Below are 21,952 nucleotides of genomic sequence, written 5' to 3' on the forward strand. Positions count from 1 at the left end.
TCCCGCCAGGACGACCCTCTCCTGTCAGTACGACGCCCGGTGATGCGCCAGTGCGGCGTGCGGATCGCCCTCCGTCCCCGCCGCGCCCGCCGACGCCGGGTCGGCGTGGACCAGGGCTGCGGACAGCCGGGGTACGGCGTGCAGCAGCGTGTGTTCGGCGGCCACCGCCACCTCGTGGGCGGCCCGCGCGGTGAGCTCGCCGTCGACCACGACGGCCACCTCGGCGCGCAGCCGGTGGCCGATCCAGCGCAGCCGCAGCTCGCCGACGTCGCGCACGCCCGGCACCTCCCGCAGCGCGAGTTCGGCCGCGTCCACCAGCGTCGGGTCGACGGCGTCCATCATGCGCCGGAACACCTCGCGGGCGGCGTCGCGCAAGGCGAACAGGATGGCGACGGTGATCAGCAGCCCGACGACCGGGTCCGCCACCGGCAGCCCGGCGGCCACGCCGCCGGCCCCCACCAGCACTGCGAGCGAGGTGAATCCGTCCGTCCGCGCGTGCAGACCGTCGGCGACCAGGGCCGCGGAACCGATCCGGCGGCCGGTGCGGATGCGGTAGCGGGCCACCCATTCGTTGCCGAGGAAGCCGATCAGCGCGGCCGCGGCGACGGCCGGCAGGTGCTCGACGTCGCGCGGGTGCAGCAGCCTGTCCACGGCGGTCCAGGCCGCGAAGACGGCCGAGAGCCCGATGGTCAGCACGATGACGAGTCCGGCCAGGTCCTCGGCACGGCCGTAGCCGTAGGTGAAGCGGCGGTTGGCGGCGCGCCGGCCGAGCACGAAGGCGATCGCCAGCGGTACGGAGGTCAGGGCGTCGCCCGCGTTGTGCAGGGTGTCACCCAGCAGCGCAACCGATCCGGAGAGCGCGACGACGACTCCCTGGAGGCATGCGGTGGCGCCCAGCACGGCGAGCGAGATCCAGAGCGTACGCATTCCGGCCGAGGAGCTCTCCATGGCGCTGTCGACCTTGTCGGCCGCCTCGTGAGAGTGCGGGGTGACCAAGTGGGCGAGGCGATGGCGGAGTCGGGCCCATCGGGGACCGCCGTGCTCGTGGCGGCGCGCGTGCCCAATGCGACGTGCCTGCTCGTCGCTGTGGTCGCGCTCATCGCTGTGCCCGTGCTCATGGCTGTGTCCGTGCTCATAGCGGCGCGCGTGCTCGTGGCTGTGGGCGGGCTCATGATCGTGCTCATGGCTGTGCGCGTAGCGACCGTTCACGTGTGCATACTAATGCACACATCGGGGGCTTGGCATCTGTTGACCGCGTCCTACGATGGCTCCATGACAGCCACCGAGGACCGTCCCGCACCTGCACACAAGACGCAGGTGCGGGAGCAGGTGCACCCCAGCGGTGCCGCCCAGTTCGCCGCCGCTGCGAACGTCTTCGGGATGCTCTCCGACCCGACCCGGCTGCACCTCGTGTGGACGCTCGCCCAGGGCGAGGCGGACGTCAACACGCTGACGGCGGCCAGCGGCGCCGCCCGCCCCGCGGTGAGCCAGCATCTGGCGAAGCTGCGGCTCACCGGTCTCGTGCAGATGCGCAAGGAGGGGCGGCGTTCGGTCTACGCCCTGCACGACGGGCATCTGCGGCGCCTCGTCACCGAGGCGCTCAACCACGCCGACCACCTGGTGACGGGCGCACCGCCGCACGACTGACCGCCGCACCTCCGAGCCCCCGCAGCCGCACCTACGCGCTCATGAACTCCCGTACGGCCAGCGCGCGGTCGACGATCCTGACGTCCCCGACCCACGCGTTGAGCAGCTGGTCGAGGACGCCCGCGTACTCGTAACCGCCCAGCAGCCAGGGCAGACCCCGTGTTGCGACACCCGTGGACACCGCCGTCGGGTTGCGCACCACCGGGCAGCTCTCGATGTACATCGTGGTGTGCCGCCCGTCGTTGACGACCGCCACGTGCTGCCACCGTCCGAGCGGTGTCTCGTGGCCCCAGTTGGTGATCACGTCGCCGCCGGTGGGCGGGAAGACAGCCCACTGTGTTTCGCGGTCGTTGGAGAGCGAGAGGGTGGCCGGGGGTTCCTCGGAGCCCTCGGCGGCGCCCGCCCTGCCGAGGATCGCGGACCAGGCGTTGCGTGAGGCGTCCCAGTCGGCCGGGAGCCGGAAGAAGGCCTCGATGGTGTAGCCGCGCGGGAAGGTGGCGCGGTTCAGCGGGGCGTCATCGGTCGTACGAAGGTATCCGCCCCGCAGCGGCGGCTTGCCTCCGTCCAGGCGCAGGCTGCCGTGGGCGGGCTGGTCCGGGTGGTGCGCGCTCGACCAGGTGAGGGCGCCGGACGGGCTGCCGGACACACGAACGGCGCTCAGGTCGTTGCCGTGCCCGGACAGATCGATGACACGGGCGCCGTCGGCGAGCGCCGCGCCCTCCTCGCCGGTGTCGAAGCGCCAGTACGCGACCGTGCCCGGTATCAGCAGAGCGGAGGCGGGGCGGGCGGGGCGGGCGGGCACCGGGGCGAAGCCCGAGAAGCGCTGCTCGAAGTCGATCGCGAGGGAGAACCGGTCGTCGGGACCGGTGAGTTCGATCTCTTCGCGTTCGAGCTCGTTCAGTTCGTCGGCGGCCTTGCTGAGCAGCCAGGGCGAGAACGTCTCGACGTCGATCGTGCCGCGGGCGACGTCGAAGTGGTACAGGCGGATCATCGCGGAGCCGCCGTAGTAGCGGTTCTGGTAGTTGGTGAGGTGCAGATGGACCTCACGTCCGGCCGCGTTTTTGCGCACGGTGCGGGCGGCGGGCCAGTCGTGGCCGTTGAGGGTCAGGAAGATCTGGTCGTGGGACTCGATGAGCCTGTCCCACACCTCCTGTCCGTGCGCGCTGAGTCCACCGTCACCCTCCACAAGCTGGTGGGTGGTGAGGATGACCGGCGTCCTGGGATGGTCGGCCAGGACCTTCTTCGCCCAGTCGTACGCCCCGGACGACGGCCGCCAGTCCAGTGCGAGGACCAGCCACTCGCGTCCGGCGGCCCGGAACACGTGGTACGTGTTGTAACCGTCGGGGGTCGCACCGCGGAAGGCGGGCGACGAGGCGAAACGGTCCGGGCCGAACGTGTCGAGATACGGGCTGTCGCCGCGCTGGTCGTCGGTGCTCGAGCGGATGTCGTGGTTGCCGGCCAGCACGCTGTAGCCGACGCGCCGGTCGTCCAGCAGCTCGAACGCCTTGCCGATCGCAGCGAACTCCTCCGGGCTCCCGTTCTGCGTGAGGTCGCCCAGGTGGGAGAGGAACACGATGTTCTCGTCACGGCCGCGCTGGAGCAGGTAGCGCAGCGACGCCTCGACGGGGGCGGCCTGGATGCTCGGGCCGTCGAAGAGGTACTGCGTGTCCGGCATGACGGCGACCGTGAATCTGGGGCTGTCCGGGTCGGGAGCCCATCTCTCGGCGGCCGCCTGGGCGGGTACGGCCGCCACTGCGGTGGCCGCACCGGCGAGTGCCGTGGCGGAGAGGAACATACGTCGGTTGAACCCCGGGCGCGGACCCGGTCCCTGGTGCTCTCGGCACATGGCCGACTCCGATCTGCCGTTCGGGGGGTGGCTGAATACGCGTACGGGCGCGGCGGACGCCCGCGCAGTGTCACGCAGAGAGGTACGCGGGGCCGCTGTCGCACAGGCTTACACCCGGGAACGAGGAGGTGTCAGGAGTCCGAAGCGAGCACAGCGATGATGGTCGCGTCGAGCAGCGGAGTCGGGACTCGTGCCCGGCGGCCCACAGTGGCGCTCCGCTTCCGGGCAAGCGATACGACCCCGGCCCGCCGCCGCGCCCTGACTGTTCACCTCCGCTTCGCCCGACCGCTCTGGATCACCCGTTACCGTGCGCGGCATCCGCCTCGCCGAAGGAGCTCCGCCATGTCCAGACCCCTGCCCGTATGGGCCGACCCGCGGGTGTCCGCGACCTCGCTCGACGCCCAGGGCCTCAGCCGACGCGGACTGCTGCGCCGGGCAGGGCTGTTCGGCGCCGCGTTCGCGGCCGGCGCGGCGCTGCCGGCGGGCCAGGCGTACGCCACCACGGGCGGGAACGACCCCGAGCTGGTCTATCTGGTGGGCGACCACCACAACCACACGGTCTACAGCCACGACGCCAAGTACACGTTCTCCCAGATCGCCGCGGCCGGTGCCGAGTACGGCCTGGACTGGCTGGTGTTCACCGAGCACAGCAACGTCGGGCACGCGAAGTACGGCGCGCAGCTGGAGCACGACCAGATCCTCCAGGCCCGCGCCGACAACCCCCGGCAGCTGATCTTCCAGGGCCTGGAGTGGTACATCCCGGGCGCCGAGCACTGCACCGTCTTCACCCCGCCGGGCCCGAACGAGGTCGACGTACTGACCCGCTTCGAGACGGCGTACGACGGCAAGCTGCTCGGCTACACCGCGGGCGCGCCGAACGACCCCAACACGGCCCGCAACGAGGCGCACGCCGTCGCGGCCCTCAAGTGGCTCGCCGAACAGCGCCGCACCGGCTACGTCGACGACGTGCTCGTCCTCGCCAACCACCCGCTGCGGCTCGGCATCGACTCCCCGCACGAGATGCGCAACTGGCGCGACGCAGCCCCCGGCATCATGATCGGCATGGAGGGCGCACCCGGTGCCCAGGGCGCGGCGCTGCCGGGCTGGCGGGGGACGAACAGCATCCGCGGCGAGTACGAGAACGCTCCCTCGGCCAACTCATGGGCCGGCTATCCTCGCGACGCCTATCTCACCTACGGCGGCTTCGACTGGGCGACGGCGACGGTCGGCGGCCTGTGGGACGCGATGCTCGCCGAGGGCAAGCTGTTCACGATCACGTCCAACTCCGACGTGCACCGGGTCGTGTTCGACACCTGGAAGAACGGCGACTGGCTGCCCGGGCAGAACTTCGACAACACCGGACGCCTCCCGGATCCGGTGAACACGACCGAGCCGCAGCCCGGTTCCGACTTCTGGCCCGGTCAGTTCAGCCGGACCCACGTGGGCGTGACGCGCTACGGCTACCGCAGTGTGATGGCCGGTCTGCGGGCCGGCCGGGTGTGGGTCGACCACGGCCACCTCGTGGACGGCATCGACGTACGGGTGCACGGTGCGGACGGCCGGGGCCGGGGTGCCACGCTGGGCGGACGGCTGCATGTGCGGCGCGGCGAGAAGATCACCCTGTCCGTGACCGTGACGACGGCATCGCGCCGCAACCCGTACGACATCCTGCCCGAGCTCGCCCACGTGGACGTGGTACGAGGCGCGGTGCGCGGCCCGGTCGCGGACCGCGACGAGTGGCGGGCGCCCGACACCAGGGTGACGCACACCTGGGACGTGTCGGGGCGTACGGGCACGTACACCCTCACGCTGCCGATCGGCGCGGCCGAGGAGTCCTTCTACCTGCGGCTGCGCGGCAGCGACGGCAACCGCAACGGCGCGGGATACCTGGGCGCCGCGATCGACCCGCACGGCCCGCTGACGCACGAGCCGGGCAACGGCAACCCGTGGCTGGACACGTGGTGCTACACGAACCCGGTCTTCGTGGATGTGGAGGGCTGACCAGACCCGGGCAACCCGGGCCATCAGGCTCGCCGCCCGGCGTGCCGGCCGGCGAGCCGCACGACCAGGCGTGGGCTCACCAGGCGGCGGGCGTGCTCCTACGCATCGGCCGCCGTCACCGCCCGCAGATGCGCGCCGCTTCCCCCGGCGTGCCGTCCTCCGCGCGTCCGCGCGCGGGGGGCGCGGCGTGACTCCCTCAGCACCAGTGTCATACGCGAATAGCCCAGATTCTGCAGGGTCCTCGGCGTCTCGCCGACGATCCGGCAGTCGGTGCGGCCCCACCGCGGATCGGGGTGATTCAGCGGCCGTACGGCACCGTCGTGGTGCACGGCCTCCTCGCCCGCCTGCCGGATCCAGCGCGGCAGTCCCTGCTGGTACGCGGCGTCCATGATCGGGTCCTGCGCGATGTCCCGGCGGATGGACTGCAGAACGCCGTCCTGGCCGTACCGTTCGACGGCGGCCGCGAAGCCGGCCAGCATCGGCAGGCACCAGCTCGACTCGTGTTCGGCGAGCACCGTGGCGGCGTCCGGGTGGAACAGGACGAACCGCAGGAAGTTGTGGCGCGGCATGGCCGTGGGATGCGGGCGGACGCCGCGGAACAGTGCGTCGAACGCCGCGTTGGCGAGGACGACGTCCCACCGGTGGTCGAAGACGAGGGAGGGGTGGGAGACCGCTTCCAGCAGCACGGCGTAGTCCTGCAGATACGCCTGCGCTTCGAGGCTCGCGGGTTCGGGCTCGGGTGCGGGCCGCAGCCCTCCGGCGTGATGTGGCATCGGAAGGTCACCCCTCTTGCGAATGCGGCCCCAGGGCCTTCACGCCGCTCGGCGATCCTGCTACCCCGGCACGACCATGTCAACTATCGTGACATTTACGGCCTGTTGAGGACTGGGTTCTCGCCACAGCCTGGGCGATGCGCTGGTGTGCGGCGCGGCAGCGCGGCACGGCAGCGGTGCACAGCGACGTGCGACCTCATGTCGCGCTGCGCTCACTCGCCTCCCGCAAATCCCGCTCCACGTCCGGGGAAACGCCGAAATCAGCCGGTCCTTCCGCGACGGGCAAGCCGTCTCGCAACAGCTCCCGCCATCGCTGCCGGCTCCAGTCCGCCGGCCGCGTCGTGGCCATGAAGTCCTCGACAAGCGAAAGAAACCGCACGGGATCGGCGTGAAACGGAAAGTGCCCCGCCCCCTCGAAGATCTCCAGCCGGCTCCCCGGCATCGCGGCATGCGCCCCGTGCGCATGCCCCACCGGCACCACACTGTCCCGCGACCCCCACATGAGCATCGTGGGCATGCCCTCGGTCAGATAGCAGCGGTCTAGCATGGTCACGACCTGTCCGCGCCAGTCGACGACGGCGCGCAACGTGCGGATGAACGCGCTGCGCGACGTGGCGTCGGGCAGTGCGTCGACGAGCTTGAACAACTCCGAGGCGTCCTGCCCCAGATCGGTGTCCAGCAGCCGCATGAGACGGGCGAAGAGCCCCGCCTGCAGCCGCATACCGGGCAGCCGAAGCGTCGACAGCAGCAGATCCGCACCCGGCAGGGACACCGCCCGCAGCACGGGGTTGACCTCGCGGCCGACGCCGCCCGCGCTGACGAGGATGAGCCGGTCGGTGCGCTCGGGGAACTGGTAGGCGAACTGCATCGCCACGCCGCCGCCGAGCGAGTGCCCGACGAGCGTGGCCCGTTCGATTCCGAGTACGCCGAGCAGATCCCGCATGCCGTTCGCGTAGGCCGCCACCGAGTAGTCCGCGCGCGGCTTGTCCGACGCGCCGTGGCCGAGGAGATCGGGGGCGATGACGGTATGGCGACGCGCCAGGCCGGGGATGACCTCCGCCCAAGTGGCGGATGAGTCGCCTATTCCGTGGATGAGCAGTATCGCGGGGCCTTCGCCTGCGATCCGGTACGCGCGGCGGTAGCCGTGTACGACGCGATGGTGCAGCCGCATCTCTTCCTCGTCCACGGAGCGCAGCCGCCCCGCGCGGTGCTGCGGGCCCGGGCCTGGTTCGCCGAACACGGGCTCGCCTCCGTTCCCTTGCAAGTCCCCGAAAACGCCGTTCTGTTCTGCGGACGGTGGTCCTCCGCCCGCTTCCTTCGAGCCTAGAAGCCTTGCCGCACAAGGGATTTCAGTGAGGTTTCGCCTCGGATAAACGGCAGCGCTTTCTACGGGCCGGGTCGGCTGGAAGGTGTAAGGGAACAGGCTGGTCACCAGGCGTTTCCGGGGATTGTCAGTGGCGCAGGGCAAGCTGGGCTGTGACAGAGCGCTGTGCGCCGCTTCGGTACGTCACCGCCGCCCCTGCGGTACGTCGCCTCGGCGGCGCACGGCCTAAAGCGACGCGATTCGGGGAGAGCCGACCCATGCAGATGCCCACCGCCGTCCTGACCGGGCACGAGCGCACCGCAGTCCAGGCGTACCTGCGCCTGCTGCACACCGTCCGCGCCACTCTCGACACGTCGGCGACCACGCCGCGCCCGGTGATCGTCCCGGAAGCCGCGCTCGCCGACGCCGACCGTGCCCTGGCACTGGCCGGGCTGGCGGGCAACGAGGAGGCGTTCTTCGCGCTGGTGCGCGGCTGGTGCACCGAGGATGGCTGACGAGCCATCAGTCGAGAACTGACGTACCGTCACCCACTCGCCGTGAGACAGCGGCTGCTGGAGAATAGTCCTCCTTCAGCAGTCGCAGATGCGCCCACGACTCGACGGACCGCACGCCCGGGACAGCCCGCAGGGTCTCCAGGAAGCGCAGTTCGCCGTCGGCCGACGGACTCGCCGCGGTGCCGATGGCGTCGCAGCGCCCGATGCTGCTGGCGAGGTACTCCACCTCACGCAGGTCGCGTACGGCAGCGAGCGCCTTGTCCGCCAGCTGACCGTCGAGCGTGAGCTGGAAGCCGCACATACGGGTGGCGCCGAGCGCGTCGGGCTGGACGAGCGCACCGATGTGCACGGCACCCGATTCGAGGAGCCGCAGGACGCGGGTGCGTGTGGCACTCGTGGACAGGCCGACGGCGGCGCCGAGTTCGGCGAACGGCGTGCGCCCGTCGCGCTGCAGGCGCTCCAGCAGGGCGCGATCGGTGTCGTCGATGGCTGCCGGCTGGTACGGGCCCGGGGGGAAGTGGGCATGCTGGAGGATCTCGGTGTAGACGGCGGTGCGGGCCTCGCGGACGCCGGGCAGCGCGGCGATCCGGCGTACCGCGTCGGCGAGTGCGTCGTGATCGGCGCTGCGCAGTTCGGCGACGAGCGGGAAGCGGCCGGCGACGGCCGAGACATAGACGGCGTCACGCATCGCGCACACCTGCTCGGCGACCGGCAGCACGGGGCCGTCGACGGCTACCGCGACATGGGCGTACGCGGCGAGGCCGAAGACGGAAGGGTGCACGACGCCGGCGATGCTCAGGACCTGGGCGTCGAGCAGCCGCTGCAGCCGGGCACGGGCAGCCGGCCGGGAGAGCCCGAGCGCCAGCGAGAGCGCCTCATAGGTGGCCCGGCCGTCCCGGCGGACCTCTGCCAGCAGCGCCTGGTCGGTGTCGTCGAGCTCGAACTGCGTCATTCGGTCCTCACCTGATTCGGCCGCCCGGATCCTGGGGCCCACGTCGCCCTCGGTGGCCGGCCGGGGACGGGTCTACATCTTTCAGGCACTCATGTTTCGCCCACGTAAGGATCTGCGGCTGAATTATTTCATCACCGCAACATCGGAAGTTCACCTCCTACTGTGCTTACGCATCGGCTGCAAGAACCCGCTCCTGAAAGCGAATTGACACCCAGGGCGGGGCCAGCCGGCCCCTGGAGCGATCGTCCGTCGGAGGCCTCATGTCACGCTCGCCCGTCCCCTTCTCACGGCGCCAGATCATCTCCCGGGCCTTCTGGGCCGCGGGCGGTGCGCTGGCGGCGCCCGCGCTGCTCACCGCCTGCGGTTCGGAGAGCGCCACCGGCGGCAGCAGCAAGTCGGGCTCGAAGTCCGCCCCCGCGGACGTCGACGCCAAGTGGCCCCGCATCAGATCGCGTCAGGTCGTCGTCTCGGGCTTCGGCGGTGAGACGTACGAGATACGGCAGAAGGAGTGTTTCGACCCGTACTCCGAGGTCGCGGGGGCACGGGTGGTCCAGGCGGCCTGGGATTACGGCAAGTTCCTGTCGATGCTGGAGAGTTCGAGCCCCGAGTGGGATCTGATCGACTTCGACGGATACTCCGTGGCCGGCCTGATCGCCTCCGGGAAGGCGCCGGGCAAGCTGGCCGACTGGGTGCGCCGCTGCGACCTGGTGCCGAAGGCCTACCAGGACTACTGCGCGGGCGGCTACGCATGGAGTCAGGTCCTGGGCTGGTCGACCAAGCTCGACTCCGCGCCGACCAGTTGGGCGGACTTCTTCGACACCAAGAAGTTCCCTGGCAAGCGCGCTTTCCCCAAGTCCCTCTACATGGGCGTCTTCGAACTGGCCCTGCTCGCGGACGGCGTGCCCAAGGACAAGATCTATCCCCTCGACTTCGAGCGCGCCATCGCGAAGCTGAACGAGCTCAAGCCGCACATGGTCTTCTACGACACCTACGCGCAGGGCCAGCAGTACATGGCCCAGGGCAGCACGTCGATGATCGCCACGTCCAGCGCCCGCATGATCCAGCTGAAGAACGACGGCAAGCCGGTGGACTTCACCTTCCAGGACGCGATGCTGTACCCCTGGAGCTCGTTCACGATGCCGCAGAAGCCTCAGCACGCGGACGCCGCCAACGCGCTGCTTGACTACATGTCGACACCCGAGCAGCAGGCCCTGATGTCGAAGAAGATCTATCTCGGCCCGGTCGTCTCCAAGGCCCTCGATCTGCTCTCCGACAAGGAGCTCGCGCTCACCCCGAGCGCCCCGGACAACGTGGCCAAGCAGCTCAGCGTCGACGTCGAGTATCTCGGCAAGACGGACGCCGAGTACGTGGAGAAGTTCACGAACTGGGTGGGCGCATGACCGCCGTACTCGACAAGGCGCCCCAGCCGTCGGCTTCCGCAGGCACCGCACGCCCACGCGCGCGTGGAGCACGGGGCAGCAGCGGTGCACGCTGGCTCTTCCTGCCGCCGCTCGCCCTGCTGCTGCTCGGGCTGGCCGGTCCGCTGGTCGCCGTGGTCGTCGCGGGCAGCGAGGACCACGGCCCCGCCGGGATGTTCACGGAGCCGTTCCGCAGCGCCCTGTTCCTGCGCGCGGCCTGGCGCACGCTGTGGATGGCCGCGCTCGTGACCCTGTGCACCGGCGTACTCGGCGTGCTGTACGCCCTCGCGCTGGGCCTGGCTCGCAAGGCGCTGAGCCATGTCCTGTTCGGCGTGCTCTTCCTGACCTTCTGGATTTCGCTGCTCGTCAGGACGTACGGCTGGGTGCTGATGCTCCAGCCGCAGGGCGCCCTGGACGGGCTGGCGAAGACGCTCGGGCTGTCGGAGGACGGCCTCGGCCTCTACCAGACCCTGCCCGGCCTGATCCCGGCGATGGTCCACATCATGCTGCCGTACATGGTGCTGCCCGTATACGCGGGACTGCGCTCCCTGGATCCCGCGCAGCTGCGGGCCGCACGCAGCCTGGGCGCGGGCGAGTGGCTCGTCATGCGCACGGTGGTGCTGCCCGCGCTGCGTCCCGGGGCGGCGGCCGGGGCGGTCATCGTCTTCGTGATGTCGCTGGGCTTCTTTGTGACACCGGCCTTCCTCGGCGGTCCGGGCAGCCAGGTGACGGCGACCGTCATCGGCACGGAGTTCGGCCGGATGCAGAACCTCGGCGGGGCGGCCGCGATGGGGGTGGTGCTGCTGGTGGCGACGCTGGGGCTGTATGTCGTGGCCGACCGGTTCCTCAAAATCAGCGAACAGTGGGAGCGGGTGTGACGGACGACGAACTGCGCACCGCCTTCCGCCGCCTGTCGCCGTGGGTGAACGCGGCCGGAGTGCTCATCGCGCTCTTCCTCATCGCCCCGCTCCTCGCGATCCTCCCGATCGCGTTCAGCGCGGACCGCTATCTGACTTTTCCGCCGTCCGGCCTGTCGATGCGCTGGCTGACGGAGGTGTTCAGCAGCCCCGACTGGCAGGCGGCGTTCACACAGTCGCTCTCCACCGCGGGAACGGCAACGGTGATCGCCGTGGTGGCGGGCACCGGTGCCGCACTGGCCCTGCCCCGCATGCGCCGCGGTGCGCGACTGCTGCGGACCGCCATGCTGGCCCCGATGGTCGTACCGCCGCTGGTCCTGGCCCTCGGCCTGTATCTGGCGATCGACGACCTGGGCGGCAGCGCGGGCATCCGCACCCTGATCCTGGGTCAGGCCACGCTCGCAGCGCCGCTGGTCTGCCTGTCCGTGTCGGCAGGGCTCGCCAAGGTTGACCCCGCGCTGTCGCGCGCCGCCCGGAGCCTGGGCCACGGCTGGCCGTCCGTGCTGCTGCGGGTCGAGCTGCCGTTGGTGGCACGGAGCATCGCGGGGTCCGCAGTGCTGTCCTTCGGGCTCTGCTTCGACGAGTCCGTCCTGTCCTACTACCTGAGCCCGCCGGGTGAGGAGACCCTGCCCACGCTGCTGTGGCTGGAGGCGGGTCAGCAGGCGTCGCCCGCCATCGCCGCCGTCAGCACGCTCGTGATGGGCATGGCCGTGGCGCTGCTCGGCCTCATGGTGCTGCTGACCGGCACGAGGAGTACGACGATTCCGCGGCGTACGAGGAATGCGAGGAGGATGTCATGAGCGTGTCCGTCGAGATCGACGCCCTGAACGTGCACCTGGGGGGCGCCCCGATCCTGCGCGACGTCACCCTCACCGTGCCCGCCGGGTCGTTCGTCACGCTGCTCGGACCCAGCGGCAGCGGCAAGACGACGACACTGAACGTGCTGGCCGGGTTCACCGAGCCCACCTCGGGCAGCGTGCTGCTCGGCGGCCGGCCGCTGACCGGCGTACCGCCCGAGAAGCGCGACATCGGTGTGGTGTTCCAGAACTACGCGCTGTTCCCGCACCGGACCGTGGCGCAGAACGTCGAATTCCCGCTGCTCGCCCGCAAGATGCCCAAGGGGGAGCGGCGCGAGCGGGTGGCGCGGGCACTGGAGCTGGTGCGCCTTCCCGAGGTGGGCGGGCGCCGGGTGCAGTCGCTCAGCGGCGGCCAGCAGCAGCGCATCGCACTGGCCCGCGCGCTGGTGTACGAGCCGGCGTTGCTGCTCCTCGACGAGCCGCTGGCCGCGCTCGACAAGCAGCTGCGCGAGGCCATGCAGTACGAACTGGGGCGCATCCAGCGCGAGACCGGCACCACGACGGTGGCCGTGACGCACGACCAGACGGAGGCGCTGTCGATGTCCGACCTGGTCGCCATCATGAACGGCGGCCGCATCGAGCAGATCGGCACGCCGGAGGAGGTCTACCACCGTCCGGCGACGCCGTTCGTGGCGCAGTTCCTGGGTGAGGCGAATCTGCTGCCGGTCAGCGACGGACGCGTCGAGGCGCTCGCACTGCCCGTGGAGGGCGCATCCGACGGCTTCACGGTGGTCCGGCCGGAGGACCTGGCGCTCATCGGTGATCCCGACGCGGCGGGTGCGGTGCCGGCGACGGTGGACGGCGTGGTCTTCCAGGGGCCGCGCAGCCGGGTCACGGTGACGGTGCCCGGGTGCGCGGAGCCGCTGGTGGTGACGGTCCCGGCCGGTACCGAGGTACCCGATGAGGGGGACGCGGTCGGCGTACGGTACTGCGGCGGCGGGGCGCGCACACTCAGCGATCCGCCCCCGACCACCGATCCCTCGAAGTCCCCGAACGAGCCGGTCTCCGCCGCTCCCGGGGCCGCCCTGTGACCCGGACACTGTCCGTCTTCCAGTCGCTGTGGGCGATGGAAGGCCTCCCCTGGCGTGCCCCGCGGCCCTGGACCCTTGAGGAGCGCATCGAGCGAACAGCGGAGGCCGGTTTCGCGGGTGTGGGCCTCGACCTGTACGCGCGTGAGGCACCGGCCGCTTCCGAAGTGGCTTCCCTCCTGCGCTCGGCGGGCCTGCGCTCCCTCGTGACCGCGTTCGTCAACGACCGGACACCACTCGCCGCGAGCCTGGAGTACGCGGCCGAGGTGGGCGCCGAACTCGTCGTGGTCTGCGGCCAGGTGTTCCCCGACGAGCCGGCCGAGGCCGCCGAGCTCGTACGCGAATGGCGGAAGGAGACGGAGGCCGCGGGCTTCGCCTTCCATCTGGAGACACACCGCTACACGCTCACCAACGATCTCGCCTTCACCCACCGCCTCGCAGCGGAGCTGCCGGATGTCGCGCTCTCCCTGGACCTGTCGCACTACGTCGTCGGCAACGAACTGCCGGACACGTCCCACGCGCGCGTGGACGGCCTGATCGGTCGCCTGCTGAGCCTCGGCGCCTCGTTGCAGGGCCGTGTTGCCACCCGCGAACAGGTGCAGGTCCCGCTGGAGTTCGCGCAGCACGCCGCGCAGGTGGAGCGGTTCCGCGGCTGGTGGCTGGAGGCCATGCGCTCCTGGCGAACACGCGCGGCAGACGCCGCCGACCTGGTCTTCCTCTGCGAGCTCGGCACCACTCCGTACGCCATCACCGGCGCGGACGGCGAGGAGCTGTCCGACCGCTGGCATGAGGCGCTGCTCCTGAAGGCGTGGGCGGAGGAGCTGTTCGCGGCCTCGGCTTCCGAGTCCACCTCGGCGTCCACCTCGGCCGAGGAGGCATCGTGAACGTACGCGAGGCATCGGGCCCCCTCGACGGGCGACCGGTGGGCAGCAGCATCCTCCCCGCCTTCGCCTACACCGACCAGAAGGTCTTCGACACCGAACGGCAGCAGATCTTCGAAAGCCGATGGGTATGGGCCGGTTTCACGCACTCGGTGGCCGAACCGGGCAGCTCCCGGCCGGTCAGCGTGGCGGGCCGTCCCCTCCTGCTGGTCCGTGACCGCGAGGGCACCCTGCGGGTCTTCCACAACATCTGCCGGCACCGAGGCATCGTGCTGTCCGAACAGCCGAGCACCCGGGGGCGGCTGCGGTGTCCGTACCACTTCTGGACGTTCAATCTGGACGGTTCTCTGTGCGGAACGCCGTACTGGAACCGTACAAAGGGGTCGGGCCCGGAACCGGAGGTGCGGGATCGCCTCGGCCTGCTGCCCGTGCCGCACAGCGAATGGGCCGGGATGGTGTTCGTGCATCTCGGCGAACCCACAGATTCCGCCGAGGGGTTGCTCGCGCCGCTGGCCGAGCGGTGGGCGCCCTACGACCTCACCTCGCTGCACCTCGCCGAGGAGCGGCGCTACGACGTCGACGCCAACTGGAAGCTGGTGGTGGAGAACTTCCTGGACTTCTACCACCTGCCGTTCGTCCATCCCCAGGTCGGACCGGCGGCGACACTCCTCGACATCGAGGACCAGGTGCTGTCGGAGGCGGTCATCGGCGGCTACTACCCGCGGGGAGCGAGCGCCAAGGCGTCCGGGCAGACCGCGGCGGGCGGCGGAGGCGGAACGGCGCTCCCCCTGCTCGGCGAGATCCCGGACGGGCTGCGGGACCGGCAGGACATCTTCTGTGTCTTCCCGAACGCACTCGTATTCATCGAGCCCGACTTCTACCAGGTCATCGCCCTCGAGCCGGTGGCGCCCGACCGGACAGTGGAGCACATGGCGGTGTTCGTGGCGGCGGAGGCCGCGGACGCGGCGTACGACACGGCCCGCAAGAACCTCTGCGACGTGCTCTTCGAGGTCAACGACCAGGATCTGCCCGTGCTGCGCGCGCTCCAGCAGGGCCGCCACTCCCCCGCCGCGGACCGGAACCACCTCGTCCCCCACTGGGACCAGATCACCGCCCGCTTCCAGCACCTGACAGCGGACGCCCTGGCGCAGGGAGCCACGGCGAACGCTCCCATGGCAAGCAACGCCCCGGCGAAGGAGGACCCCTGACATGGACGCCGAGCGGAGCGCCGAAGAACACGAGCTGCGCCGCCAACTTGCCGCCGTCTACCGCCTGGTGGCCCACTTCCGGATGACCGACCTGATCTTCACGCACATCTCGCTGCGGCTGCCGGGTCCGGAGCACCACTTCCTGATCAACCCCTACGGCCTGCTCTTCGAGGAGATCACCGCCTCGTCGCTGGTGAAGATCGATCTCGAGGGCCGGCCCGTAGAGGCGACTCCGTACCGGGTGAACCCGGCCGGCTTCGTCATCCACAGCGCCGTCCACGCCGCACGCCCCGACGCCAAGTGCGTCCTGCACACCCACACCAAGGCGGGGTGCGCGGTCGCCGCGCAGGCCGGCGGGCTGCTGCCGGTCAGCCAGATGGCCATGGAGTTCTACGGCCGGGTCGCCTACCACGACTACGAGGGCGTCGCGCTCACTCGGGGAACAGAAGCGCCTGGTGGACGACCTCGGCGACCGGCCGGTGATGATCCTGCGCAACCACGGCCTGCTGACCGTCGGCGCCACCGCCGCCCAGGCGTTCCTGCGGATGTACTACCTGGAGAAGGCCTGCGAGATCCAGACGACGGCGCAGTCGGGCGGGCCGCTGGTCATGCCGCCGCCGGACGTGTGCGAGTACACCGCGCGGCAGCTGGCCGGGGAGGACGTCGCCGACTTCGCGGACGACGACGCGTACGACCTGGCCTGGGCGGCGATGCTGCGCTTGCTGGAGCGTGTCGCGCCCGACTACAAGAACTGAGAAGCCCATGACAGGAACTGGGAAGCCCGTGACAGCCTCCAAGGACTTCACCGAACTGCCCGTCGTCGACGCGTCAGGACTGCTGCACGGCGGGCCCGAGGCGCAGCGCGAGGTCGCCGAACAGCTCGGCCGCGCCGCCCGCGAGGTCGGGTTCATGTACGTCTCGGGGCACGGCATCGCCCCGGAACTCTTCGACGGCCTGCTCGACGCGGCCCGCCGCTTCTTCGCCCTCCCCCAAGAGGAGAAGATGCGCAGCTGGATCGGCCGTTCCCGCAACCACCGCGGTTTCGTCCCGGAGGGCGAGGAGGTCTTCGCGCAGGGCACCGCCGACCGCAAGGAGGTCTTCGGACTGGCCCTGGACCTGCCGCTCGACGATCCGGACGTCCGCGCGGGCACCCCGCTTCTCGGCCCCAACGTATGGCCGGACCTGGACGGTTTCCGCGAGGCCACGACGGCGTACTACGGAGCGGTGCTGGCCTTCGGGCAGCTGCTGTTCCGGGCGTTCGCGGTGGCGCTCGGCGAGGAGCCGGACACCTTCAGCCGGTACGCCACCAAGGCGCCCAGCGGGCTGCGGCTCATCCACTACCCGTACGACGCGGACGCCCTGGACCGGCCGGGCATCGGCGCGCACACGGACTACGAGTGCTTCACACTGCTGCGGCCGACGGGACCCGGCCTCGAGGTGCTCAATGGCGCCGGTGAGTGGGTCGACGTACCGCCGCTCGCTGACGCGTTCGTCGTCAACATCGGCGACATGCTGGAGTTGTGGACCAACGGCGAGTTCGTCTCCACGACCCACCGGGTGCGGCGGGTCAGCGAGGAGCGCTACTCCTTCCCGCTCTTCTTCAACGTCGACTACCACACACGGGTCGAGCCGCTGCCGCGCTTCGTCACCCCCGACCGGCCTGCCCGACCGGGCCTGGTGGCGGGCGAGCACCTGTGGTCCCAAGTCCTCCAGGTCTACGGCTACTTGAAGGACCGCAGGGCGGCAGGCGAGCTGACCCTGCCGGAGAGCGCTCTCGCGCTGTCCTCGGGGTTCGGGCGCGAGTTGGGTGACTGAGCCGGTACGGCTCGTGTCTCTGCTCCGTCGGTCCCTCTCGCGCCCGCCTGGGCAGGGGGATCTCGATCTTCGTCGCCCAAGGCGCTGGCCTAGAGTGGTGCCGTGCCATCCGGAAACGCCGTGGTCGCACGCAACGTGCGCATCCTCAGAGAACAGCGTGGTCTCTCGCTCGCAGAGCTGGCCCGTCAGGCCGGCCTGGCCAAGCAGACGCTGTCGAAGCTGGAGCAGGGCACCGGAAACCCCACCGTCGACACGCTGTTCTCCATCGCCGGCGCCCTCGGCGTGCCCGTGACGCGGCTGGTCGCCGAGCGCGAGCAGGTCATGACGGTGCAGCGGGCCGACGCCGTGGTCTGGCAGGAGCACGCCGGATACGAGAGCCGCTCCCTGGACCACATCTACGGCTCCGGTGTGATCGAGAACTACCTTTTGCGCATCGGTGTCGGTCACGGTGGATCGAGCGGCCGTTCAGAGGCCCATCCCGTGGGCACGCTGGAGCATCTGTATGTGATCAGCGGCCGGGTGCGGGTGGGCCCGGTCGACAGCCCCGTCGAACTCGCCGCCGGTGACTTCGTCCGCTATCCCGGCGACCGGCCGCACCTCTACGAATCGCTGGACGAAGAGAGCCTTGTGCACGTCGTGGTCAGTGTGCCCCGTGTGCAGCCCGGCACCGGAGGGAACGGCGCGGCGGGAAGCCATCGACGGTGAGCCGTCGGCAGTAAGACCCTCGGCGGTGAGCCATGGACCGAGCGGTGGGTCGTCGAAGGAGCGGTTGGCCCGTCAGCCCAGCCGTTACGCGAGCCGCCGAGGATGCCGTGCCGCCGGCCGGAACGGGCGGTGGACCGCCGATTGCGGCGGGGTGGAACATGGCATCCTCGGCGTCAGCTGATCGAGGTGCCGATGCCGCCGCGGGACTCAGCCCAGGCCCGAAGCGCCTGACGGTTCCTCACATGCCCGCGGTCAGGCCGGAACCCGGCCCCAGACCGACCGGCGGAGACGGTTCGTCGACGTCCCGCCGGTCAGGCGGGCGCCGGCATCAGGCGGCCCGGCCCGCGGACGGGAACACCGCTACACGGCAGAGCGCTGCCCTTCCGCCCGGCTGTACGCGGTGCGCGCCCTGTCCGCCGCCTTCGATCCCGCCAGCGCCCGGGCCGCCTCGTAGGCGACGCGGCGCAGGGCGGGGGCGAAGCGGTGCGCCTCGAAGCGGTGGGCGGCGCCCGCCACGGAGAGCGCGGCCACCGGGCGCCCCGCGGTCCCCATGACGGGTACGGCGACGCACGCCAGGCCGGGCACGGCCTCCTCGCGGTCGTACGCGATCCCGTCCTGCCTGATACGGCGCAGCTCGGCACGGAAGAGGTCGGGGTCTGTGATGGTCCCCGCCGTACAGGCCGCCAGGCCTTCGGCGATGGCTCGCTCGGCCGCGTCGTGATCGAAGGCGAGCAGGGCCTTGCCCACGCCCGTGCAGTACGCCGGCAGCCGGGCGCCGATCCTTGACGGGGACCGGGTCGGGCGGTGGCCCTGGATCTTGTTGACGTACACGATCTCGGTGTCGTGGAGCACGGCGAGGTGCACGGTCTCGTGGGTCAGCTCGTAGAGGTCCGCGAGGTAGGGCAGCAGGCGTTCGCGCAGTACGAGCGACGAGGGACCGTAGACGCGGGTGCCGATGTCGAAGAGCCGGGAGCCCAGCCGGTAGTTGCTGCCGACGCGCTCGACCACATCGTTGCGCTGCAGGATGCCGAGCAGCCGGAACGCCGTCGACTTGGTCAGCTGGGTACGCCGGGCCAGCTCACTGACACCGATCCCGTCGTCGTACTCGGCCATCGATTTCAGCAGCATGAGGGCCTTGTCAACAGCGGTCTGCTGATCCGGGTCGCCGTCGCTGGGACGTGTGGCCGGCTTCGCGGTGGTGGTGTGGTCAAGCATGTGTGTGGCCTCCGGTGCGGCGGATCAGACCCGACCATCGAAGTGGACGTGCGTCCACTTTAGGTGACCCGGGGCAGTCTGCAAAGGCCTGCGCAGGGACTGTGGCCGGACACACGCGTGCGTGGCAGGTACACGAAAATGCGCGGTGCTGTGCCTTCGAAACGAGAAGGCACAGCACCGCGCTGATCAGGGAAGACCGCCGCGGCCGGCGCGGGGCGGTCCACGGAGGCCACCTGCGGTCGGACTGCGATCCTGCCCTCAGTTGGGGCGGACGACGACCTTGCCGGTCACTTCGCCGTCGATCACCGCCCGGAAACCGGAGTGGATCTCGGCCAGGGGGAGCACCCGGTCGATGCGCGGCTTGATCCCGGCGTTCTCCATGAACCGCAGCAGCGAGACGAACTCCTGCCGAGTGCCGCCGGTGGATCCGAGCACGCGCTGCTGGAGGTAGAAGATGCGGTTCAGGTCGGCCGGGGGGTTGGCGCCGCTGGTCGCACCCGCCACGACCACCGCGCCACCGGCCCTGAGCGACTTCAGCGAGTGCTCCCAGGTGGCCTGCCCGACGGTCTCGACGACCACGTCGACCTTCTCCGGCAGACGGGTGCCGGACGGCACCGCCTCGTGGGCGCCCATCTCAAGGGCGGCTGCCAGCTTGGCCTCGGAGCGGCTGGTGGCGTAGACGGTGGCCCCGGCGGCACGGGCCAGTGCGATGGCGGCGGTGGCGACGCCGCCACCCGCCCCCTGCACCAGCACCCGGTCACCGGGACGGATCCGGGCCTGGGTGAACAGCATCCGGTAGGCGGTCAGCCACGCCACCGGCAGACAGGCGGCCTCCTCGAAGGAGAGCGAGGCCGGCTTCGGAACCAGGTTGCGGCGCGGCACGCAGAGCAGTTCCGCGAAGGCACCGTCGTGCTGCTCGGACAGCAGCGCGCGGCCGGGGTCGAGCGTCTCGTCACCGCCGCCCGCCTCGGGGTCGCCGATGACGGGGTGGACGACGACCGGGTTGCCGTCCTCGTCGATGCCTGCCGCGTCGCAGCCGAGCACCATGGGCAGCCGCTCGGCCGGGTGCCCGACGCCGCGCAGCGTCCAGATGTCGTGGTGGTTGAGGGCGGCGGCCGCCACGCGTACGAGCGCCCAGCCGGGCGGAACCGTCGGCTTGGGCACCTCTCGCAACTCCAGGCCGCTCAGCGGATCGTCGGGGTCTTGGCGCACGGCCACGGCTGCAAGCATGAGTGCACTCCTTGTCGTACCTGTCGGGCTGGCATGCCTTGTCGTTGCCTGCCGGGACGGCATGCCCTGTCGTCACCTGTCGGGATGGCATGGCTGGGTGACGACCCTTCCCGGAGCGCCGCGGGTGCTCCACCGGCCGTGCCGGGTCGCGGCACGGCCGGTGGAGCAGTGGGACGTCAGCAGTCGGAAGAGACGCGGTCGTCAGGCGTCGAACTCCTTGTCACGGGTCTCCGGCAGTGCCAGCGCACAGGCGAGGCTGATCAGACAGAGCACGCCCGCGTAGACGCCGAGCACGAGCGGTGACTTCCAGTGGGTGTTCAGCCAGGTGGCGACGAGCGGGGCGAAGCCGCCGCCGAGGGTGTTGGCGAGGATGAAGGTCGCCGAGGCGCCGGTGTAGCGCAAGCGTGCGGGGAAGAGCTCGGGCAGGAAGGCGGCCACCGGCGAGAACATCAGCGTGAACAGCACCAGCCCGAGGCTGAACGCCGCCGTGATGATCCACACGTCGCCCGTCTGCATGGCGCCGAACATGGGCATCGCCCACACCGCGCACCCGACGGCTCCGGTCAGGATGACCGGCCGCCTGCCCACCCGGTCGGCCAGCCGGGCGGCCGGGACGGTCGCCGCCGCGCCGCAGGCCGCCGCCGTGCTCGCGGCGATCAGCATCGTGTTCTGCGGGATGCCGAGCGCCTTGGGCCCGTACGACAGGCTGTAGACGATGGTCAGGTAGTAGACGGCCGAGCCGCCGATCGCCGTGCCGATGCCGAGCAGCAGCCGGCCCGGGTGCTCCCTGACGAGGGTGCCGAGCGGGAACCTGGGAACCGAGCGGTCGGCCGCCGGCCGGTCGAAGACCGGGGACTCGGTGACCCGGCTGCGGACCCACAGCCCGATGACGATGAGCACCGTGCTGAGCAGGAACGGGACACGCCAGGCTCCGGCCGCGAACCCGTCCCGGCCCGCGATCGCGAGGGTGGGCAGGATCACGGCACTGGACAGCAGGAAGCCCAGCGGCGGGCCGGCCTGCGGGACGGACGCGTACAACGCCCGGCGCCCGGGCGGCGCGTGTTCGGCCGCGAGCAGCACGGCACCGCCCCACTCGCCGCCCATGCTCACTCCCTGGAGCAGACGGAGCGTCACCAGCAGGACGGGCGCCAGGAGTCCGGCGGTCTCGTACGTCGGCAGGAGCCCGACCCCGACCGTCGCCACACCCATCACCACGAGCGAGGCCACCAGGGCCCGCTTGCGGCCGAGCCGGTCGCCGATGGTCCCGAACAGCACCACACCGAGGGGCCGGGCCAGGAACGCGACGGCGAAGGTCAGGAATGCCGCGAGCGTCTGCACCGTGGAGCTCCCGGACGGGAAGAAGGCGGGGCCCAGGACCAGCGCGGCAGCGGTGCCGTACACGGCGAAGTCGTAGTACTCGATCGTGGTGCCGATGAGGCTCGCAACGGCGATCCGCGACACCTTGCTCTTGTCACTGCTCTTATCGCTCGTACCGATGCCGGGTGGTGTGAGTGGCTTGGCGATGTCGGACATGGAGCGGCTCACCTCCGATGTGCCCAGGATCCGGAGTGATCCAGGACAAAGTGGGGACTGTGCCGACGCATGCTGAGGGTGCGGGCGGCCGGGCGCATGCGCGTGTGC

19 protein-coding genes and 1 pseudogene are annotated in these 21,952 nt (G+C 70.8%); 12 read left to right on the plus strand and 8 right to left on the minus strand.

The annotated features are described in order from the left end of the window. Positions 1-24: 24 nt before the first annotated feature. Positions 25-1,209, minus strand: a complete 1,185-nt coding sequence (locus H1D24_RS27085) for a cation diffusion facilitator family transporter (RefSeq protein ID WP_374064370.1) — start codon at positions 1,207-1,209, stop codon at positions 25-27. Positions 1,210-1,272: 63 nt separating this feature from the next. Here H1D24_RS27085 and H1D24_RS27090 point away from each other — a divergent pair, with 63 nt between their 5' ends. After that, positions 1,273-1,647, plus strand: coding sequence for an ArsR/SmtB family transcription factor (locus H1D24_RS27090; protein WP_181660316.1), 375 nt, complete (start codon positions 1,273-1,275; stop codon positions 1,645-1,647). Positions 1,648-1,678: 31 nt separating this feature from the next. Here H1D24_RS27090 and H1D24_RS27095 read toward each other — a convergent pair whose 3' ends face one another. Further along, entirely contained in the window at positions 1,679-3,493 is a 1,815-nt protein-coding gene (locus H1D24_RS27095; RefSeq protein ID WP_181660317.1) for a LamG-like jellyroll fold domain-containing protein, read from the minus strand. Positions 3,494-3,835: 342 nt separating this feature from the next. Between H1D24_RS27095 and H1D24_RS27100 the strand changes: the two genes are divergently transcribed. Then, positions 3,836-5,494, plus strand: coding sequence for a PHP domain-containing protein (locus H1D24_RS27100; protein ID WP_181660318.1), 1,659 nt, complete (start codon positions 3,836-3,838; stop codon positions 5,492-5,494). A gap of 98 nt (positions 5,495-5,592) precedes the next feature. Here H1D24_RS27100 and H1D24_RS27105 read toward each other — a convergent pair whose 3' ends face one another. Both H1D24_RS27105 and H1D24_RS27110 read right to left on the minus strand, forming a co-directional pair. Then, positions 5,593-6,267 carry an MmyB family transcriptional regulator gene (locus tag H1D24_RS27105; protein ID WP_181660319.1) on the minus strand — a complete coding sequence of 225 codons (675 nt, stop codon included), beginning with the start codon at positions 6,265-6,267 and terminating at the stop codon, positions 5,593-5,595. Positions 6,268-6,463: 196 nt separating this feature from the next. Then, positions 6,464-7,438, minus strand: coding sequence for an alpha/beta fold hydrolase (locus H1D24_RS27110; RefSeq protein ID WP_181660373.1), 975 nt, complete (start codon positions 7,436-7,438; stop codon positions 6,464-6,466). 416 nt (positions 7,439-7,854) lie between these two features. Here H1D24_RS27110 and H1D24_RS27115 point away from each other — a divergent pair, with 416 nt between their 5' ends. After that, a complete protein-coding gene (locus H1D24_RS27115; protein WP_181660374.1) occupies positions 7,855-8,085 on the plus strand; it encodes a hypothetical protein in 231 nt (76 codons plus the stop codon). 7 nt (positions 8,086-8,092) lie between these two features. On the opposite strand, the gene H1D24_RS27120 is transcribed toward H1D24_RS27115, so the two are convergent. Beyond that, positions 8,093-9,037 carry an Lrp/AsnC family transcriptional regulator gene (locus tag H1D24_RS27120; RefSeq protein WP_181660320.1) on the minus strand — a complete coding sequence of 315 codons (945 nt, stop codon included), beginning with the start codon at positions 9,035-9,037 and terminating at the stop codon, positions 8,093-8,095. A 260-nt stretch (positions 9,038-9,297) separates the two neighbouring features. Here H1D24_RS27120 and H1D24_RS27125 point away from each other — a divergent pair, with 260 nt between their 5' ends. From H1D24_RS27125 to H1D24_RS43665, 9 genes and pseudogenes are all read left to right on the plus strand, one after another. After that, a complete protein-coding gene (locus H1D24_RS27125) occupies positions 9,298-10,437 on the plus strand; it encodes an extracellular solute-binding protein (RefSeq protein ID WP_181660321.1) in 1,140 nt (379 codons plus the stop codon). After that, on the plus strand, positions 10,434-11,333 hold the full coding sequence (locus H1D24_RS27130) for an ABC transporter permease (RefSeq protein ID WP_181660322.1): 900 nt from the start codon (positions 10,434-10,436) through the stop codon (positions 11,331-11,333). The genes H1D24_RS27125 and H1D24_RS27130 overlap by 4 nt, the downstream gene beginning before the upstream one ends. Beyond that, positions 11,330-12,172, plus strand: a complete 843-nt coding sequence (locus tag H1D24_RS27135; RefSeq protein ID WP_181660323.1) for an ABC transporter permease — start codon at positions 11,330-11,332, stop codon at positions 12,170-12,172. The genes H1D24_RS27130 and H1D24_RS27135 overlap by 4 nt, the downstream gene beginning before the upstream one ends. Beyond that, positions 12,169-13,260, plus strand: coding sequence for an ABC transporter ATP-binding protein (locus tag H1D24_RS27140; protein WP_181660324.1), 1,092 nt, complete (start codon positions 12,169-12,171; stop codon positions 13,258-13,260). The genes H1D24_RS27135 and H1D24_RS27140 overlap by 4 nt, the downstream gene beginning before the upstream one ends. Then, positions 13,257-14,141 carry a sugar phosphate isomerase/epimerase family protein gene (locus H1D24_RS27145; protein ID WP_181660325.1) on the plus strand — a complete coding sequence of 295 codons (885 nt, stop codon included), beginning with the start codon at positions 13,257-13,259 and terminating at the stop codon, positions 14,139-14,141. Before H1D24_RS27140 ends, H1D24_RS27145 begins: the two co-directional genes overlap by 4 nt. Then, positions 14,138-15,346, plus strand: a complete 1,209-nt coding sequence (locus tag H1D24_RS43660) for an aromatic ring-hydroxylating oxygenase subunit alpha (protein ID WP_220137285.1) — start codon at positions 14,138-14,140, stop codon at positions 15,344-15,346. Before H1D24_RS27145 ends, H1D24_RS43660 begins: the two co-directional genes overlap by 4 nt. Before the next feature lies 1 nt (position 15,347). Further along, positions 15,348-16,101, plus strand: a pseudogene (locus H1D24_RS27155) (class II aldolase/adducin family protein). Between the two features lie 28 nt (positions 16,102-16,129). Next, positions 16,130-17,161, plus strand: coding sequence for an isopenicillin N synthase family dioxygenase (locus H1D24_RS27160; RefSeq protein WP_220137286.1), 1,032 nt, complete (start codon positions 16,130-16,132; stop codon positions 17,159-17,161). 102 nt (positions 17,162-17,263) lie between these two features. Then, entirely contained in the window at positions 17,264-17,866 is a 603-nt protein-coding gene (locus tag H1D24_RS43665) for a helix-turn-helix domain-containing protein (RefSeq protein ID WP_309484455.1), read from the plus strand. Positions 17,867-18,226: 360 nt separating this feature from the next. Here the strand turns inward: H1D24_RS43665 and H1D24_RS27170 are convergent, their stop codons facing one another. The 3 genes from H1D24_RS27170 to H1D24_RS27180 form a co-directional block, all read right to left on the minus strand. Next, positions 18,227-19,081 carry an IclR family transcriptional regulator gene (locus tag H1D24_RS27170; protein ID WP_181660327.1) on the minus strand — a complete coding sequence of 285 codons (855 nt, stop codon included), beginning with the start codon at positions 19,079-19,081 and terminating at the stop codon, positions 18,227-18,229. Between the two features lie 258 nt (positions 19,082-19,339). Next, positions 19,340-20,311, minus strand: coding sequence for a zinc-binding dehydrogenase (locus tag H1D24_RS27175; RefSeq protein WP_181660328.1), 972 nt, complete (start codon positions 20,309-20,311; stop codon positions 19,340-19,342). 201 nt (positions 20,312-20,512) lie between these two features. Further along, complete coding sequence (locus tag H1D24_RS27180) at positions 20,513-21,844, minus strand: MFS transporter (RefSeq protein WP_181660329.1); 1,332 nt, start codon at positions 21,842-21,844, stop codon at positions 20,513-20,515. Between the last annotated feature and the right edge of the window lie 108 nt (positions 21,845-21,952).

Source organism: Streptomyces himalayensis subsp. himalayensis (genome assembly GCF_013778455.1).
GTDB classification, from domain to species: domain Bacteria; phylum Actinomycetota; class Actinomycetes; order Streptomycetales; family Streptomycetaceae; genus Streptomyces; species Streptomyces himalayensis.

What these genes read in the sequence shown, in the direction of transcription:
- H1D24_RS27090 (WP_181660316.1), top strand. Translation starts at nt 1,273, where the DNA reads ATGACAGCCACCGAGGACCGTCCCGCACCTGCACACAAGACGCAGGTG.
- H1D24_RS27095 (WP_181660317.1), bottom strand. Translation starts at nt 3,493, where the DNA reads ATGTGCCGAGAGCACCAGGGACCGGGTCCGCGCCCGGGGTTCAACCGA.
- H1D24_RS27100 (WP_181660318.1), top strand. Translation starts at nt 3,836, where the DNA reads ATGTCCAGACCCCTGCCCGTATGGGCCGACCCGCGGGTGTCCGCGACC.
- H1D24_RS27105 (WP_181660319.1), bottom strand. Translation starts at nt 6,267, where the DNA reads ATGCCACATCACGCCGGAGGGCTGCGGCCCGCACCCGAGCCCGAACCC.
- H1D24_RS27110 (WP_181660373.1), bottom strand. Translation starts at nt 7,438, where the DNA reads ATGCGGCTGCACCATCGCGTCGTACACGGCTACCGCCGCGCGTACCGG.
- H1D24_RS27115 (WP_181660374.1), top strand. Translation starts at nt 7,855, where the DNA reads ATGCCCACCGCCGTCCTGACCGGGCACGAGCGCACCGCAGTCCAGGCG.
- H1D24_RS27120 (WP_181660320.1), bottom strand. Translation starts at nt 9,037, where the DNA reads ATGACGCAGTTCGAGCTCGACGACACCGACCAGGCGCTGCTGGCAGAG.
- H1D24_RS27125 (WP_181660321.1), top strand. Translation starts at nt 9,298, where the DNA reads ATGTCACGCTCGCCCGTCCCCTTCTCACGGCGCCAGATCATCTCCCGG.
- H1D24_RS27130 (WP_181660322.1), top strand. Translation starts at nt 10,434, where the DNA reads ATGACCGCCGTACTCGACAAGGCGCCCCAGCCGTCGGCTTCCGCAGGC.
- H1D24_RS27140 (WP_181660324.1), top strand. Translation starts at nt 12,169, where the DNA reads ATGAGCGTGTCCGTCGAGATCGACGCCCTGAACGTGCACCTGGGGGGC.
- H1D24_RS27170 (WP_181660327.1), bottom strand. Translation starts at nt 19,081, where the DNA reads ATGCTTGACCACACCACCACCGCGAAGCCGGCCACACGTCCCAGCGAC.
- H1D24_RS27175 (WP_181660328.1), bottom strand. Translation starts at nt 20,311, where the DNA reads ATGCTTGCAGCCGTGGCCGTGCGCCAAGACCCCGACGATCCGCTGAGC.
- H1D24_RS27180 (WP_181660329.1), bottom strand. Translation starts at nt 21,844, where the DNA reads ATGTCCGACATCGCCAAGCCACTCACACCACCCGGCATCGGTACGAGC.